Source organism: Asanoa sp. WMMD1127, assembly GCF_029626225.1.
In the GTDB taxonomy this organism is placed as follows: domain Bacteria; phylum Actinomycetota; class Actinomycetes; order Mycobacteriales; family Micromonosporaceae; genus Asanoa.
The window spans coordinates 6,867,085-6,883,477 of the sequence record NZ_JARUBP010000001.1 but is presented as its reverse complement, the minus strand read 5'-3'; the positions used below and the strand labels follow the sequence as shown (position 1 = coordinate 6,883,477).

Annotated in this window: 9 protein-coding genes; 4 read left to right on the top strand and 5 right to left on the bottom strand. The window is 73.1% G+C overall.

From position 1 onward, the window contains the following. Positions 1-49: 49 nt before the first annotated feature. Positions 50-1,870: an anthranilate synthase family protein gene (locus tag O7635_RS32815; RefSeq protein ID WP_278084373.1), complete on the bottom strand. Its 1,821-nt coding sequence runs from the start codon at positions 1,868-1,870 to the stop codon at positions 50-52. 206 nt (positions 1,871-2,076) lie between these two features. Here O7635_RS32815 and O7635_RS32810 point away from each other — a divergent pair, with 206 nt between their 5' ends. The 3 genes from O7635_RS32810 to O7635_RS32800 all read left to right on the top strand — a co-directional run bounded on the left by O7635_RS32810 (position 2,077) and on the right by O7635_RS32800 (position 6,703). Next, positions 2,077-3,435, top strand: a complete 1,359-nt coding sequence (locus O7635_RS32810) for an FGGY family carbohydrate kinase (protein WP_278084372.1) — start codon at positions 2,077-2,079, stop codon at positions 3,433-3,435. Positions 3,436-3,620: 185 nt separating this feature from the next. Next, positions 3,621-6,284: a nitrate- and nitrite sensing domain-containing protein gene (locus O7635_RS32805; protein WP_278084371.1), complete on the top strand. Its 2,664-nt coding sequence runs from the start codon at positions 3,621-3,623 to the stop codon at positions 6,282-6,284. Between the two features lie 5 nt (positions 6,285-6,289). After that, positions 6,290-6,703 carry a roadblock/LC7 domain-containing protein gene (locus O7635_RS32800; RefSeq protein WP_347405350.1) on the top strand — a complete coding sequence of 138 codons (414 nt, stop codon included), beginning with the start codon at positions 6,290-6,292 and terminating at the stop codon, positions 6,701-6,703. Here the strand turns inward: O7635_RS32800 and O7635_RS32795 are convergent. The 3 genes from O7635_RS32795 to O7635_RS32785 all read right to left on the bottom strand — a co-directional run bounded on the left by O7635_RS32795 (position 6,700) and on the right by O7635_RS32785 (position 11,582). After that, a complete protein-coding gene (locus tag O7635_RS32795) occupies positions 6,700-8,193 on the bottom strand; it encodes a GH1 family beta-glucosidase (protein WP_278084369.1) in 1,494 nt (497 codons plus the stop codon). The genes O7635_RS32800 and O7635_RS32795 overlap by 4 nt on opposite strands. Before the next feature lie 428 nt (positions 8,194-8,621). After that, the gene (locus O7635_RS32790) at positions 8,622-10,094 is read right to left on the bottom strand and encodes a GGDEF domain-containing protein (RefSeq protein WP_278084368.1); all 1,473 of its coding nucleotides are present in this window, start codon (positions 10,092-10,094) and stop codon (positions 8,622-8,624) included. Positions 10,095-10,097: 3 nt separating this feature from the next. Further along, positions 10,098-11,582, bottom strand: coding sequence for a diguanylate cyclase (locus tag O7635_RS32785; RefSeq protein WP_278084367.1), 1,485 nt, complete (start codon positions 11,580-11,582; stop codon positions 10,098-10,100). A gap of 164 nt (positions 11,583-11,746) precedes the next feature. On the opposite strand from O7635_RS32785, the gene O7635_RS32780 reads away from it, so the two are divergent. After that, positions 11,747-14,662: a glycoside hydrolase family 48 protein gene (locus O7635_RS32780; protein WP_278084366.1), complete on the top strand. Its 2,916-nt coding sequence runs from the start codon at positions 11,747-11,749 to the stop codon at positions 14,660-14,662. Between the two features lie 1,273 nt (positions 14,663-15,935). Here O7635_RS32780 and O7635_RS32775 read toward each other — a convergent pair. Further along, a complete protein-coding gene (locus O7635_RS32775) occupies positions 15,936-16,388 on the bottom strand; it encodes a globin domain-containing protein (protein WP_278084365.1) in 453 nt (150 codons plus the stop codon). Between the last annotated feature and the right edge of the window lie 5 nt (positions 16,389-16,393).

The window sequence follows — 16,393 nt, the reverse complement described above, 5'->3', positions numbered from 1 at the left end:
ACCCGCCCGACCCACCGGCTTGGTGCTGCCGTACCCGGTAACGCGCCGACTATGCCGACGCGACCGGAGCGAGCACGTGCAGCAGCAGGTCGGTCAGCGCGGCCAGGCCGTCCTCGCTGAGCACCGACTCGGGATGGAACTGCACACCGGCGAAGGTGGACCCCCGCAGCGCGGGCACGCTCCCGTCGGCCGCCCGCGCCAGCTCGACGGCGCCGAACGGTGACTCGCACGTCGTCGAGGCCGCCACGGGGGTGAAGGTGGAGTAGAAGCCCACCCGGCGCGGCGTCCCGAACAGGTCGACGACCTTCTGGACACCCTGGTACGGCGCCGGCCGGCGATGCATCCCCAGCCCCAGCACCGACGACAGGATCTGGTGGCCCAGGCAGACGCCGAGCAGCGGCCGGCCGTCGACCAGCCGCGCGGTCACCACCGACCGCATCGCCGCCATCTTCGGCGAGGCCGGGTCGGTCGGGTCGCCCGGTCCCGGCCCGGCGATCACCAGGTCGGCGTCGCCCCACGCCGGCGCGGTCCACGGCACCACCGACACCCGCAGGCCGAGCGCCCGCAGCTGGTGGGCGAGCATCCCGGTGAACGTGTCCTCGGCGTCCACCACGACGACCCGCCGCCCGGCCAGCGCCGCCGAGACCAGCGCGCCCGCCGGCCGCTCGTCGAGCCAGAACCGCGCCAGGTGGTCGTTGCGGGCCGAGAGCAGCGCCTGCACCTCGGGGTCGCCGGCCCGGGACACCGGCGCGCCGGCCGGCGGGGCGGCGGGCACGAGGCCCAGCGCGGACAGGATCCCGGCGGCCTTGGCGTGGGTCTCGGCGACCTCGCCGGCCGTGGTCGAGTGCCGGACCAGCGTCGCGCCGACCGGCACCCGCAACGCCCCGTCCGCGGTGATCTCCGCCGCGCGGATCAGGATCGGCGCGTCCAGCGTCTGCCGCCCCTGCTCGTCATGGTCGAGCAGCGCGAGCACCCCGGCGTAGTAGCGCCGCCCCCGCCCCTCGTGCCGGGCGATCACGCGGCACGCGTTCTCGATCGGGCTGCCGGTCACGGTCGGCGCGAACATCGTCTCGCGCAGCACGTCGCGGACGTCCCGGGTGCACCGCCCGGCCAGGAGGTACTCGGTGTGCGTGAGGTGTGCCATCTCTTTGAGATAGGGCCCGACCACCTGGCCGCCGGACTCGGCGACCGTGGCCATCATCTTGAGCTCCTCGTCGAGCACCATGTAGAGCTCGTCGACCTCCTTCGGGTCGGCAAGGAACTCGAGCAGGTCGACCGGGCCGCCGTGCCGGTGGGTGCCGGAGATCGGGTTCATCATCACCAGGCCGTCCTCGACCGAAACGTGCCGCTCCGGCGACGCGCCGACGATCACGCGGGCGCCCGTGTGCACCAGGAACGTCCAGTACGCGCCGCGCTCGTCCAGCAACAGCCGGCGGTACGCGGCCAGCGCCGCCGCCACCGGCGACCCGTCGACCTGGGCGGTGAACGCCCGGTGGATGACGAAGTTGGCGCCCTCGCCCCGGCCGATCTCGTCGGCCAGCACCCGCGACACGGTTCCCGCGTAGGCCTCGTCGGTGACGTCGAAGCCGCGCGGCCCGCGGGTGCGCACCGGCGCGTCCGGCAGCGCCGCGAGGACCTCTTCGAGCGGCGCCCGCTCGTGCCTCTCGATCGACAGGCATTCCAGGGGTACGCCGTCGTCGACGGCGTCGAAGCCGCGCTCGGCCACCTGGCGGTAGGGGACCACGGCCAGCGCGGGGATGGGCAGCTCGGCGAGGGTGGCGACGGTCCGGACCGGTCCGGCGTAGACGTCGACGTGGTCCGCGCCCTCGCGACGGACCAGGGCGAACGGGCGGTGCGGGTCGATCTGCATGGCGGTTTCCTCGTGGCTCGGGCGGGTGCCGTCGAGCGGAAACCGGAAAGCGGACCGCCTCGAGGGCGGCCGCGTCGGATGGTTACGCGCGGAAGTGGGCCGCCGGGTCGGCGGGCCACCACATGCTCAGTCGCGCGTGCACAGGCAGCAACGTACCGGCCGCGGGCCGGATTCGGAAGAGGAACCGCGGGGTACGGTGGCGGGCGATGAACGTTCTCGCCCTCGACCTGGGCACCTCCTCGGTGCGTGCGATGGTCTTCGACGACCAAGCCCGCGCGCGCCCGGACGCGCTGGCCCGGCGCGGCTTCGACCTCTCGATCGCGGCGGACGACAGCGGCGGCGCCACCCTCGACGCCGACGAGTACCTGGCCGCCCTCTGCGCCTGCGTCGACGAGCTGGCCAAGGCCGGGCACCTCGACGACATCGGCCTGGTCGCGGCGTCCGCGCAGTGGCACTCGGCGCTCCCGCTCGACGCCGCCGGCCGCCCGCTCGGCCCGGTCGTCACGTGGCTCGACACCCGGCCGGCGCCTCCCCCGGGCGCCACCGGCCCCCTCGACCCGGAGGCGTTCCACCAGCGCACCGGCGCCTGGTGGCACCGCTTCTACTGGACCGTGAAGCTGCCCTGGCTGCGCGGCCTCGGCCTGGCCCCGGCCCGCTACACCGGCCTCGTCGAATACGTGCTCGGCGAGCTGCTCGGCGAGGCGCCGATGTCGGTGTCGCAGGCGTCCGGGACCGGCCTGCTCGACCTGGCCGCGCTCGACTGGGACCCGGAGGCGCTGGAGATCGCCGGTGTCGACGCCGGTCAGGTGCCGCCGCTGGCGCCGCCCGGCTGGCAGGGGAAGCTCTGCCCCGAGTACGCCCGCCGCTGGCCCCAGCTCGCCGCCGCCCGGTGGTCGCCGGCCATCGGCGACGGCGCCGCCTCCAACATCGGCTCGGGCGCCGTCGACGAGACCCGGGCCGCCGTGACCGTCGGGACGTCGGCCGCGGTGCGGCTGATCCAACCGGCCCCGCGGGGCGCCCAGCTGCCGGCCCTGCCGCACCGGCTGTGGCGCTACCGGGTCGACGACCACCGGGTGGTGACCGGGGCCGCGTACTCCGCCGGTGGCAACCTGTTCGCCTGGGCCCGCCGCGAGCTGCGGCTGCCCGAGGGCGCCGCCCTGGAGGAGACGCTGGCCGGCATCGCGCCGTTCACCGGCGTGACGGCCGACCCGCGGCTCGGCGGCGACCGCCCGCCCGGCACCGCGCCGGCCGGCTCCGGCGAGCTGCGGCACATCGGCTTCGGCACCAGCGCGACCGAGATGTTCGCCGGGCTCATGTCCGGGGTCTGCACGCTGGTGGTGGCCGACCTCGAGGTGATCGAGTCCACGGTCGACCATCGGGTCGCGGTCACGCTGGGCGGTGGCGCGATCGCCGCCTCGCCCTGGTGGCGACGGGCCTTCGAGCTGGCCCTGGCGCCGCGGGAGGTCGCGCACGTCGACGACCCGGAGGTGGGCTGCACCGGCGCCGCCCTGGCCGCGCTCGGCCGGGTGGAGACCAGACCACCGGGTGACTCGACCCCGGCCTGAACGCTCTGCGAGGATAGATCAACCGAAACGGCGAGTTTGGTTCGCCGGACGGTTGGGTCGTGCCTCCACCTCGCGTCCATGGTGGCCACACTGGGCTGTCGCCCCCGTGCGTGGCGCAGCCGCGCCTGGTTGGATGAACGGGTTTCCCGGTGTGGCCGGCGCCGGGGCGACAAGGAGGAGTCGGGTTGGCAGGAGCGACCGGGAAGCCCCAGGGCGCCGTGCCGCAACACCGCCGGCAGGGCGATGCCGGCCTCGCTCCACACCGCCGCCGCTCCCGGTTCCGCCTGCGCGACTGGCGGATCCGCAGCAAGCTGATCGCCGTCCTGATCGTCCCCTCGCTGGCCTTCGTGCTGCTCGCCGGTTTCCAGGCGCGCACCCTGTTCACCCAGGCCGACACGCTCGGCCAGTTCTCGGCCGAGGTCGGCGTCGCCGACGAGATCGGCGCGCTGGTCGACGCGGTCCAACAGGAGCGCGACCGCACCGCCGGCGAGCTGGCCGCGCCGAGCGACCTGACCGGCCAGCCCAACCTCGCCCGGCTGACCAACGTGCTCCGTCCCTACGAGGACGCCGTCGACGCGGCGGCGACCCGGTTCCGCGCGGCGGCCGACCCGGCGCGCAGCGGCGACGTGTCCTGGCAGGTCTCCTACGACCGCACCATCGAGCTGATCGACCAGCTGCCGACGCTGCGCACCGCCGCCGGCGGCAGCGCGACGCCGCAGACCGTCTTCGACAGCTACAACCGGCTCGTCGACGCCCTGTTGGCCCTGCTCGCCGAGCCGTCGCCGGGCGCCGACCACCCGGAGCTGTCGCAGGCGGTGCTGCGCACCGTGCAGATCGCCCGGGTCAAGGAGCTGGGCTCACGGGCCCGCGCCCGGATCTTCGCGGCCTCGATGGCCGGCGGTTACGGGCCGGACGACCTGGTCGTGCTCTCCGACCTGCGCACGCAGCAACTCGCCGCGCTCGCCGACTTCCGCGTCACCGCGACACCCGGCCAGGTCACGATGTACGACGACATGTCGGCCCTGCCCGGCTTCGTCGAGGCGACCCGGCTGGAGGAGCAGACGATCGGCACGGCCCGGGCGCCGCAGGTCCTCGGCGCCGAGGAATGGTGGGCGGCCAGCCAGAACCGCCTGCAGGAGCTGCGCAGGGTCGAGGAGCGGGTCAGCGGCGACGCGGCGCGGGCGGCCGACGAGCGCAGCACCGCCCAGCTGCGCGACAGCCTCCTGGTCGCCGGCGGCATCCTGCTCGTCCTGCTGATCGCGGTGCTCGCGTCGGTCGTGGTCGGCCGGTCGATCGCCCGGTCGCTGCGCACGCTGCGGACCCACGCGCTGCAGGTCGCCCAGGTGCAGCTGCCCGACGCGCTGGAACGGCTGCGGGCGATGGGCGGCGCGGTGCCGCGGATCGACGTGTGGCCGGCGGCGGTCCGGTCGGCCGACGAGATCGGCGAGGTGGCCGAGGCGTTCGTCGCCGTGCACCACAGCGCCATCGCGGTCGGCGTCGAGCAGGCCAACATGCGCCGCACCGTCAACGCGATGTTCGTCAACCTGGCCCGGCGCAGCCAGGTGCTGGTCGAACGCCAGCTGGAGCTGCTCGACGAGCTCGAGCGCGAGGAGAGCGACCCCGACCAGCTCGACAACCTGTTCAAACTGGACCACCTGGCCGCCCGCATGCGCCGCAACGACGACAGCCTGCTGGTGCTGGCGGGCATCGAGTCGCCGCGCCGGTGGAGCGACCCGGTGGCGCTGCCGGCCGTCGTGCTGGCCGCCGTCGCCGAGATCGAGTTCTATCCCCGGGTGCGGCACGACGCGATCGACCCCGTGCACGTGGTCGGGCACGCCGTCGGCGACGTGGTGCACCTGCTCGCCGAGCTGCTGGAGAACGCGACGGTGTTCTCGCCGCCGTCGACCGCCGTGCACGTGTTCGCCCACGGCGGCTCGCGGGTCGGCACGGTCATCGAGATCGCCGACGACGGCCTGGGCATGTCCGAGTCGGCGTTGCGGGAGGCCAACGACACGCTGGCCGCCCCGCCGACGGCCGACGTCGCGGCGTCCGAGCGGATGGGCCTGTTCGTGGTCAGCCACCTGGCGGCCCGGCACGGCATCCGGGTCGAGCTGCGGGCCGGCCGCAGCGGTGGGGTGATCGCCCTGGTCCGGCTGCCGGCCGACATCCTCGTGCACGAGCACGCCGAGCTGCCGTACCGGCCGACCCGGCCGATGCTGGCCGCCGTCGCCGCGGTCTCCGGCGCCGCGCCGTCGCTGCAGCCCGCGCCCCGAGCCGGCGGCCCCGTGCCCGGCGGTCCGGTGCCCGCCCTCACCCTTGCCACACCCGGCGGAGGTGTGCCCGCGGTCGCGGCGCCCGCCATCCCGTTGCCGATCGACCCGGCGCCCGCTGGCGGCGGTTTCTTCGGCGCGCCGGAGGTGCCGGCGCCGGCCGCCCAGCCGGTGCCCACCGCAGGCCCGACGGCGCCGGTCGCCCGCCGGCCGGGGCGCACCACCAGCCCCCGCCGTGCGTCGGCGGCCGCACCGGCGGCGGCCGAGGGCGTCTCCTGGTTCTCCCGGGCCAGCGGCAGCGCCGCCGAGTCGGTCCCGGCGCCCGCCGCGGAGGCGCCGGCCGCGCCGCCCGCGACCGGGGGAGTGGGCCCGACCGGCCTGCCCATGCGGGTCCCCATGGCCCAACTGCCGGGCGGCAACGGCGCCGCACCGGTTCCGGCGCCCCGCGGTGAAGCCGATCCCGAAGCGGTGAGTAGCCTCCTCAACCAGTTCTACGGCGGCGTGCGGCGCGCCGAGGCCGAGGACCCGAACGACCTGACGAGCGCGCCGGCCTGGCGCGGAGAACGGGAGCAACGATGACGACGCTGAGCCGCGAGGCACGCGACCTGAGCTGGCTGGTCAGCGGCTTCGCCCAGCGCGTGCCGGGCGTCGCACACGCGATCGTGGTGTCCTCCGACGGGCTTCTGGTCGCCGTCTCGGACCACCTGCCCCGCGACCACGCCGACAAGCTGGCCGCGGTCACCTCGGGCGTCATGAGCATCACCAGCGGCGCGGCCCAGATGTTCGACAACGACTACGTCAAGCAGACGGTCGTCGAGATGGGCCGGGGCTACTTCCTGGTCATGCACATCCGCGACGGCTCGATCCTGGCGACGCTGGCGGGATCGGACGCGGACATCGGTGTGGTCGGCTACGAGATGGCGCGGCTGGCCAAGCAGGCCGGCGAGATGCTCACGCCGGCGCTGCGGGCGGAGCTCCAGCAGGCGCTGCCCCGCTAGACGCAGTTGTCGCGGATCACCCCGCGGTACCAGTGCGCGCTGCGCTTGAGGATGCGGCGCTGCGTGGGATAGTCCACATAGACCAGTCCCCACCGCTGGTCGTACCCCTCGGCCCATTCGAAGTTGTCCATCAGCGACCACACGTGGTAGCTCTCCAGCGGCACGCCGGCCTCGATCGCGCGGTGGGCCGCGGCGAAGTGGTCGCGCAGGAACTCGACGCGCCCGGGGTCGTCGACCGCGCCGTCGGCGCCCAGCACGTCGGGGCACGGCAGGCCGTTCTCGGTGATGGTCAGCGGGATCGCGCCGTAGTCGTTGGTGATCCGGGTCAGCATGTCGAACATCCCGTCCGGGAAGATCTGCTGCCAGAACGCCTCCGAGGTCGGCCAGCGCATCTCGGTGTCGCCGCCGGGGGCGACGTAGTAGGGCGTGTAGTACTGCACCGCGACGAGGTCGACCGGCGCCGAGATGACGGCGAGGTCGCCGTCGCGGATCCCGCGGACCATCCGGCTGTCGGGGCCGAGGTCGTCGAGCACGTCCTGCGGATAGTGGCCGCGCAGCACGGAGTCGAGGTAGAGCCGGTTCTCGTAGCCGTCGTAGAGGTGGGTGGCGGCTGCCGCCTCGGGGCTGTCGTCGACGGGGTAGCAGGGGTGCAGGTTGAACGCGGGCCCGATCCGGGCCTCGGCCGTCGCGCGCAGGGACTGCACGGCGAGGCCGTGCGCGAGCTGCAGGTGGTGTGCGACCAGGTAGGCGGCGGACGGGTCGCGATGTCCGGGGGCGTGGTGACCGTACAGGTAGCCGTTCTGCACCACGGTCTTCGGCTCGTTGATGGTGAGCCACACCGGCACCGCCGTGCCGAGCGCCTCGAACACCGCGGCGGCGTAGTCGGCGAACCGGTACGCGACGTCGCGGTTCTCCCAGCCACCCGCGTCCTGCAGCGCCTGCGGCAGGTCCCAGTGGAACAGCGTGGCCATCGGCTCGATGCCGCGCTCGTGCAGCCCGTCGACCAGCCGCCGGTAGAAGTCGAGCCCGCGCTGGTTGGCCTTGCCGGTGCCGTCGGCCTGCACCCGTGGCCACGAGATGCTGAAGCGGTAGGTCTTGAGCCCGAGGTCCCGCATCAGGTCGAGGTCACTGGCCCACCGGTGGTAGTGGTCGGCCGCGACGTCGCCGGTGTCGCCGTTGCGGGTCCGGCCCGGCGTGTGGCTGAACGTGTCCCAGATGGACGCGCCCCGGCCGTCCTCCTTGGCGGCCCCTTCGATCTGGTACGCGGACGTGGCGGCGCCCCAGCGGAAGCCGTCCGGGAACGTCAGTCCCAGCCGGCGTTCCGGATTCGGGTCGGCGTCCGGCGAGTCGGGGTCGCAGGCCGCGTTGAGCAGCGACGCCGCCGAGACGGCCACCGCGGCGGTCGGGCGCACGGACACCCGTGCGGCGGTCGCGGCGGTGGCCGAGAGCGCGGCGCGGCGCAGCAGGCGCCGCCGGGTCAGCACGGTCATGTCGCAGGTCTCCTCGTGGTGGGATCTGGGAGCGCTCCCAAGATCGTACAGCGAAAAGCCCGGTCCCGGAACCCCGGACAAAACAGACGGTCGACCGGTTCGGCGTCACCGCCTGTCCTGTCGACCGATTCATGCCCGAAACAATCGAGGGCTAGCGTTGGGGGCGGGGAGGGCAACCCCACCCCCAACCTCAGTTACATGCACGCACGACGGTTGGCACCAGGCGTGCGTGTCGCGCGGGAGCCGGGCCACGCGAGTGGCGGTGGTTCCACCTCCTCTCGAGGGGGAGCGGAGACCGGCGGCGGAGTCCGGGCTGGCCCGTCGCCGGCCTACTCTGATGTTCATCAATGGAAGCGCTCCCATCGACGTTGGTCAGACTGTAGCCGCCCCGCAGCGCGCGGGAAACCCCCTGGACATGATCGAAATTTTCAGTTCTCCGGCCGCAGGTGGAAGCCGGAATGGCGGCGCTTGGCCTCATACATCGCGGCGTCCGCGTCGCGCAGCAGCGCCTCGTAGGGCCGCCCGCCGACCGCGATCCCGATGCTGGCCGACGGTCGCACGAGGCGCCCGTCGACCCGTACCTCCCGGCCCAGCGCGCCGTGGATCCGGTGCGCGGTGGCCACGGCGTCCTCGGCCGACGTGTCGCTCAGCAGCACGCTGAACTCGTCGCCGCCCAACCGGGCCACGGTGTCGCCGGGCCGCACGCACCGGCGCAGCCGCTGCGCGGTGACCCGCAGCAGGTCGTCGCCCGCCTGGTGGCCGAGCGTGTCGTTGACGTCCTTGAAGTCGTTGAGGTCGAGCAGCAGCACGGCCCGGCGCCGACCGTCGCGCTCACGGCCCAGCCGGGCGGCCTGCTGGTCGAAGTAGGCCCGGTTGGCCAGGCCGGTCAGGTGGTCGTGGCTCGCGGCGTGCCGCAACCGCTCCTCCTGCCGGTTGAGGGTCTCGACGGTCTCGTCGAGGCGGCGCACGAGCCGCTCGTTGTCGGCGAGCACCAGGTGCTGGCGGACCAGCACCAGGGCGGTGACGACCACCGAGCCCGCGAGGGCACCCCAGGTGCGGATGGCCAGGCCGTTGACCGCGAGCTCGACGACCAGCACCGCCTGGGTGACGACGATCGCCAGGAACGGCAGCCGGGCACCGGAGCGGCGGGCCCGGGGCGGCACCGCCGCGGGTGGCCGGCGCAGCTGCTCGAACCGGGCGCCGGCCAGCAGCACGAGCGCCGGCACCATCCGGGTCACCAGGATGGCGCGCAGGTCCGGCGCTTCCAGGGCGGCCCCGCGGAGCAGGCGTTCGACGCCGAAGAGGGCGAGCCCGACCGTCAGCGTCACCCCGGCCAGCACGCGGACCGGCGTCGACTCGGTGAACACGACCCGCACCAGGGCGAACGCCGCCACCCCCAGTGTGACCGCGCCCACGACCACCCAGCCGACCTCGGCGGGCCGGTCGGCGTCGTGGCGCCCGACCACGGTGACGACCCAGATCGCCACTGCCGCCCCGACCAGCACGATCACGATGTCGAGCCAGAGACGTACGCGCTGGCGCCGGGGTATCCGCCACGGCCGCGCGAGCATCGAGGCCAGCAGCACGCCCGTGCCCGCGGTGAGCAGGATGGCCGGCACGATGCGGATCGCGGTGGCGCTCGCGGGGTCGGCGATGGACTCGACGGCGCGCAGCACCGCCCCGGCGGTGAGGATCAGGCCGCCCACCGCGGCCGTTTCCCAGAAGCGGCGCCGGGTCGCCGGCTGGCCGCGCCGCTGGGCGAGCCGCCAGGACAGCACCGTGAAGCCGGCGAGCAGCACGGCCTGTTCGGCCCACGAGGCGACGCCGGGCGCGGGCCCCCAACCGATCGCGACGGCGGCGGCCGCGAAGGTGAGCAGCGCCCCGCCCAGGATGCGGTCCACCGGTCAGGCCGCCGAGTCCGGGTGCACGTAGAAGCCGGAGTTGCGCCGCTTGGCCTCGTACATCGCCTCGTCCGCGTCCCGCAGCAGCCGCTCGAAGGGCTTGACGCCGCTGGCCGCGATCCCGACGCTGGCCGAGGGGCGCAGGGTGCGGCCGTCGACCCGCACGGGCTTGGCCAGCGCCACCAGGATCCGGTGCGCGGCGGCCACGGCGTCGTCGGCCGAGGCGTCGGCCAGCAGCACGCTGAACTCGTCGCCGCCCAGCCGGGCCACCGTGTCGGCCGGCCGCACGCTGCGCCGCAGCCGGGTCGCGGTGAGCTTGAGCAGGTCGTCGCCGGCGTGGTGGCCGAGGGTGTCGTTGACCATCTTGAACTCGTTGAGGTCGAGCAGCAGGACGGCCCGCCCGCGCCCCGGCGGCCCGTTGCCGAGCCGTTGGGCGTGGTGGTCGAAGAACGCCCGGTTGGCCAGGCCCGTCAGGTGGTCGTGGTTGGCCGCGTGGCGCAGCTTCTCCTCCTGCCGCCCGAGCGCCTCGATGCTCTCGTCGAGCCGGCGCACCAGCCGCTCGTTCTCCATCAGCACCACGCTCTGCCGCGCCGCGACCACCGCGGTGAGCACCACCGAGCCGACCACCGTGCCCCAGCTCATGATCGTCAGGCCCTCGATCGGGAGCTGGATGATCAGCATGAGCTGGGTGGCGGCGACGGCGATGAAGGGCAGTCGCGCCGTCACCTTGATCCGCTTCGGCGGCGGGATCTCGCGGGTCAGCGTGCCGCGGATCCACTCGACGCACGGCGCGAGCGCCAGCACCAGCGCCGGCACCAGCCGCAACACGTAGCTGCCGCGCGAGTCGGCGTCGGCGAGCTGCGGGTTGAGGGCGTGGCTGACGCCGAACAGCGCGATCGCGACGGTCAGCACGATGCCGGTCGCCCGGGAGAACGGCGCGTCCTTGGTCATCAGCAGGCGGACGATCGCGAACGCCGACACGATCATGATGACCGAGCCGATGAACGTCCAGGCGACGTCGCCGGCGCTCTTCGCGCTCTCGCTGCCGGTCAGGGCGATGGACCAGACGAAGACCGAGGCCGCCACCAGCACGGTGGCGGCGTCCAGCCACAGACGCACGCGCTCCCGCCCGACCAGGTCCGGCGGCCTGGCCAGCAGGAAACCCAGGAGCACGAGGGAGCCCGCGGCGACCAGCAGGGTCGGCACGGTGCGGTGGCTGCCGGCGCTGGCCGGCTCGACCGCGAACTGGATCGCCCGCACCACCCCGCCGGCGGTCTTCAACGCGCCGGCCACCGCGGCCGCGGCCCAGAACCGCTTGCAGAGGGAGTCCTGTCGCGGGCGGCGCCACAGCCGCCACGCGAGCCACGTGAAGATGGCTTCGAGCGCCGCCTGCGCCGACCACGACGTGATCGCCGGGTCCGGGCCCAGCCAGATCAGGATCGCCGCGACGGCGAAGGTGCCGAGCACCCCGCCCAGGACGCGGTCCATCGACCCATAGAACCACGGAGCGTACGCGGATCGGGACGGCTTGCCTCCGGGAGCGCTCCCATGGAAGACTGTCGAACTATCGCGGATCGGGAGCCACCTTTCGCGCACGCGTCCCGGGCAAGGACGCGCCGCCCACCCCTGCTTCCGCTTCCGCGAGGAGATCCATGAAAACCAGGCTCACCCGGTCCAGACGGGCCGTCGCGCTCGTCTCCGCCGGCCTGCTGGTCGCCGCGGCGGTCGCCGTGCCGGCCGGCCCCGCGCAGGCCGCCGTCGCCTGCGACGTCGTCTACGCGACCAACGAGTGGCCCGGCGGGTTCACCGCCAATCTCACCATCCGCAACCTCGGCGACCCGATCAACGGCTGGACGCTCGGCTTCACCTTCCCGGGCAGCCAGCGGGTCACCCAGGGCTGGTCGGCGACCTGGACCCAGACGGGCAACCAGGTCACCGCGACGAGCATGCCGTGGAACGGCAACCTGCCCACCGGCGGCTCCACCGGCATCGGCTTCAACGGCAGCTGGTCGGGGAGCAACCCGAAGCCGACCGCGTTCACCGTCAACGGCACCACCTGCGGCGGGGCGCCCGTGCAGCAGCCGCCCACAGTGGACCTGACCGTGCCCGCCGGCCCGTTCGAGGCGCCCGCCGACGTCGCGCTCGCCGCGACCGCCAGCGACCCCGATGGCACGGTCGCCAAGGTCGAGTTCTACCGCAACGGGCTGCTGGTCAACACCGACACCACCGCGCCCTACGGCTACACGATGGAGGACCTGCCCGCCGGCTCCTACACGGTGCAGGCCCGGGCGTACGACAACGCGAACCTGACCGCCACCGACGAGGCGAGCTTCACCGTCGCCGGGGCGAGCGGACCCGTGCTGCGGGCCACCCCGACGTCGGTCTCGGTCGCCGAGGGCGGCACGTCGACGACCCGGCTCACGCTCAGCGCCGCGCCGACGTCGCCGGTCACGGTCGCGCTGGCCCGCACCGGCGACACCGACGTCTCGGTGACGCCGACCAGCGTGCAGCTGACCAGCAGCAACTGGAGCACCGGCGTGCCGGTGACGATCGCCGCGGCCGAGGACGCCGACACCGCCGGCGGCTCCGCGACCGTCACCGCCACCGCCACCGGGTACGCGCCGGTCGCGATCGCGGTCACCGAGATCGACAACGACGGCTCCACCGGGGACAACGAGTACATCACGCGGTTCCTGGACCAGTACGGGAAGATCAAGAACTCCGGGTACTTCAGCCAGGAGGGCGTCCCGTACCACTCGATCGAGACGTTGATCGTCGAGGCGCCGGACCACGGCCACGAGACGACCTCGGAGGCGTTCAGCTTCTGGATCTGGCTGGAGGCACAGTACGGGCGGGTCACCGAGAACTGGGCGCCGTTCAACAACGCCTGGACGGTGATGGAGCGCTACATCATCCCGTCGCACAACGACCAGCCGACCGCGGGCGTCAACGGCACGCCGCAGTACGCGGCCGAGTACAACCTGCCGAGCCAGTACCCGTCGACGCTCGACCCCAACGTGCCCGTCGGGCAGGACCCGCTTCGCTCCGAGCTCCAGTCGACCTACGGCACCGGCGACATCTACGGCATGCACTGGCTGCTCGACGTCGACAACACGTACGGCTTCGGGCGCTGCGGCGACGGGACCACGCGGCCCGCGTACATCAACACGTTCCAGCGGGGTCCGCAGGAGTCCGTCTGGGAGACCGTGCCGCAGCCGTCCTGCGAGACGTTCGCCCACGGCGGCCCGGCCGGCTTCCTGGACATCTCCATCAAGGATCCGAACGCGCCGGCGAAGCAGTGGAAGTACACCAATGCGCCGGACGCCGACGCGCGGGCCATCGAGGCCGCGTACTGGGCGCTGACCTGGGCGACCGAGCAGGGCCGCGCGGCCGACGTCTCCGCCACCGTGGCGAAGGCGGCCAAGATGGGCGACTACCTGCGCTACGCGATGTTCGACAAGTACTTCAAGAAGATCGGCAACTGCGTCGGCGCCTCGGCCTGCCCGGCGGGGTCCGGCAAGGACTCGGCGCACTACCTCATGTCGTGGTACTACGCCTGGGGTGGCGCGACCGACGTGAACGCCGGCTGGTCGTGGCGGATCGGTTCCAGCCACAACCACTTCGGCTACCAGAACCCCATGGCGGCGTGGGCGCTGACCAACGTCAACGAGCTCAAGCCGCGGTCACCGTCGGCGGTCGCGGACTGGCAGAAGAGCTTCGACCGCCAGCTCGAGTTCTACCAGTGGCTGCAGTCGGCCGAAGGCGGCATCGCCGGCGGCGCGACCAACAGCTGGAACGGCTCGTACGCGCAGCCGCCCGCCGGCACGCCGACGTTCTACGGCATGTTCTACGACGTCGACCCCGTCTACGAGGACCCGCCGTCGAACCAGTGGTTCGGCATGCAGGTCTGGTCGATGCACCGGATCGCGGAGCTCTACTACGCGACCGGCAACGCGAAGGCCAAGGCGCTGCTCGACAAGTGGGTGCCGTGGGCGCTGGCGAACACCACGATCGGCACCGGGGGCGCCTTCGAGATCCCGTCCGACATGACCTGGAGCGGCGCGCCGGCGACCTGGAACCCGACGTCGCCCGCGGCCAACACGGGCCTGCACGTGACGGTGACGAAGATGGGCCGGGACGTGGGCGTGGCGGCCGCGTACGCGCGGACGCTCATGTACTACGCCGCCCGCGCCAACAACGCCGCCGCCAAGACGGGGGCCAAGGGCCTGATCGACGCCCTCTACGCCAACCGCGACGCGCGCGGCGTGGTCACGCCGGAGACCCGGGAGGACTACCGGCGGTTCGACGACGTCTACAACGCCAGCACCGGCCAGGGCCTCTACCTGCCGCCGGGCTGGACCGGCGACATGCCCAACGGCGACATCGTCACCGCGGGCAAGAGCTTCGTCGACATCCGCTCGTTCTACAAGAACGACCCGGACTGGCCCAAGATCCAGTCCTACCTGGATGGTGGCGCGGCGCCGACCTTCAACTACCACCGCTTCTGGGCCCAAGCCGACGTCGCCATGGCGTACGCCGACTACGGCCACCTCTTCCCGAATGGTTGATCGACCCAGCTATCCATAAAGGGCCGAACGGAGTATCGTTCTGCGCGGAGGGGCCGCTTCCCCCGTGGCGGCCTCTCCCTCAAGCCAGGATGCCCCTGTCCGCGGAGTGCGCGGACGGGGGCTTTCGGCATGTTGGCCCCGGGGGCCGAGCCCCCGGGGACCCCGCGGTGCGGTGGTTGCGGTTTTGGTGGGCTCGATCGGCCGTGCGGAAGTTGCCCGCGTGCCGGCTGGCGGTCGGCCCGGTGCTGTCGAGCCGTGGCGAGTGCGTGCAGGGCCCAGGCGTGGCATGTCGCTGCGTAAGCGCGCGCGGCGGTCCCGCCTGCGGCTGCCGCGGCGCGCTGCAGACCGCCGCGAAGGCGTCCTGCAGCGCTGGCGTAGTCCTCTCCAGCCATGTGGTGACGTGGGCGTGTGGTCAGCTCTTGCGGCCGGATCGTCGCGGCTGATGCTCGGTCGGTGCGGCCTGCCCCTGGCGGCCGGCCTCGCCCTTGTGCTGGCCTTAGTCGGCCGTCAATCCTTGGGCAGCTCGGGCCTGTGCGGCCTACTCTGGCGGCCGGCCTCGCCCTTGTACTGGCCTTGCTCGGCCGTCAATCCTTGGGCAGCTCGGGCCTGTGCGGCCTTGACACCCGGCGCATCCCAAGTGCTCTCTGTGCAGCCCACGACCGCTCGGGCTGCGTCCGGTCGGCTGCGTTCGGTCGGCCGGCGTCCGCATGGCCAGCGTCCGCATGGCGGATTGCCACGCCGACTGCCGAGCCTCCTTGTCCAGCGCGGCCCAGTCCTGGCGCGGCTCAATCCCGCCCGGTCGATCCCTCGGCACTGATTCGGCTTTTCCGGCTTCAGCGGGGCTCAGTACTCGCGTCGACCTACGTGTGAGCCGATTCGTCGGCGGTCTAGCTCCCGTGCGGCCCAGTCGTCGCGCAGCTTGAGGACCCAGCAGCCGATCCCGAATGGCCGCCTTCTGGCGTGGCCGCCTTCTGGCGTGGCCGTTTCCTGGCGTGGCGCCTTCTCCCCGTGGCCGCCTCCTCGCCTGGCCAGCTGCTGGCGGGGCCTTCTGTGGCTTGCCTCTTCGTGCGGTTGACGTTCTTGCGGAGCGGTCCTGGCGCGGCCTGGGGGCGCGGTCGACGCCGTGTGGCGTAGCGCTTTGCGCGGCCTTGTTCGTGCTTAGCCCAGTGGTTCGGTCGCCCGGCCCGACCCGGCCCGGGCTTGGAAGAACAAGTCGCCCCGGGACACACGAAGCCCGGGCTTGGCCCGGGCTTCGTTCGTGTGGTGCGGGCGGTTAGGCGGCTTGGGTTTCGGATTGGCGTAGGGCGGCGCCTTGCATCATGGTGCCGGCGGCGAAGGTGTAGGCGCGGACCCAGGCGCCTTCTACTTCCGGGGTGAAAGCTTCGCCGGCGTACTCGCGGAGCGTGGCCAGCAGGCAGCCGGCTACGGCGGTGTAGTGCTCCGGGCGTACGCCCCAGCTGTCGTGTTTCGCGCCCAGGGCTTCCAACGTGGGGCGGAGGGCCTCGGGGTTTTCGTAGTTGGTCACCAGCGCGACGATCGCGCCCAGGAGTTTGTCCTGTTGGGCGCTCATGTTCGTCGGGAACATCGGGCGGACGGCCGGGTACTCGGTGAAGAGGCGGTCGTAGAACGACGCGATCAGCGCGTCGGCGCGGTCGGCGACTACTTCCAGGCTGGCTTCCAGGAGCTTCGCGTCGGCCTGGTGGCTGGAGCTGGTCTCCTCGGTCATGTGGG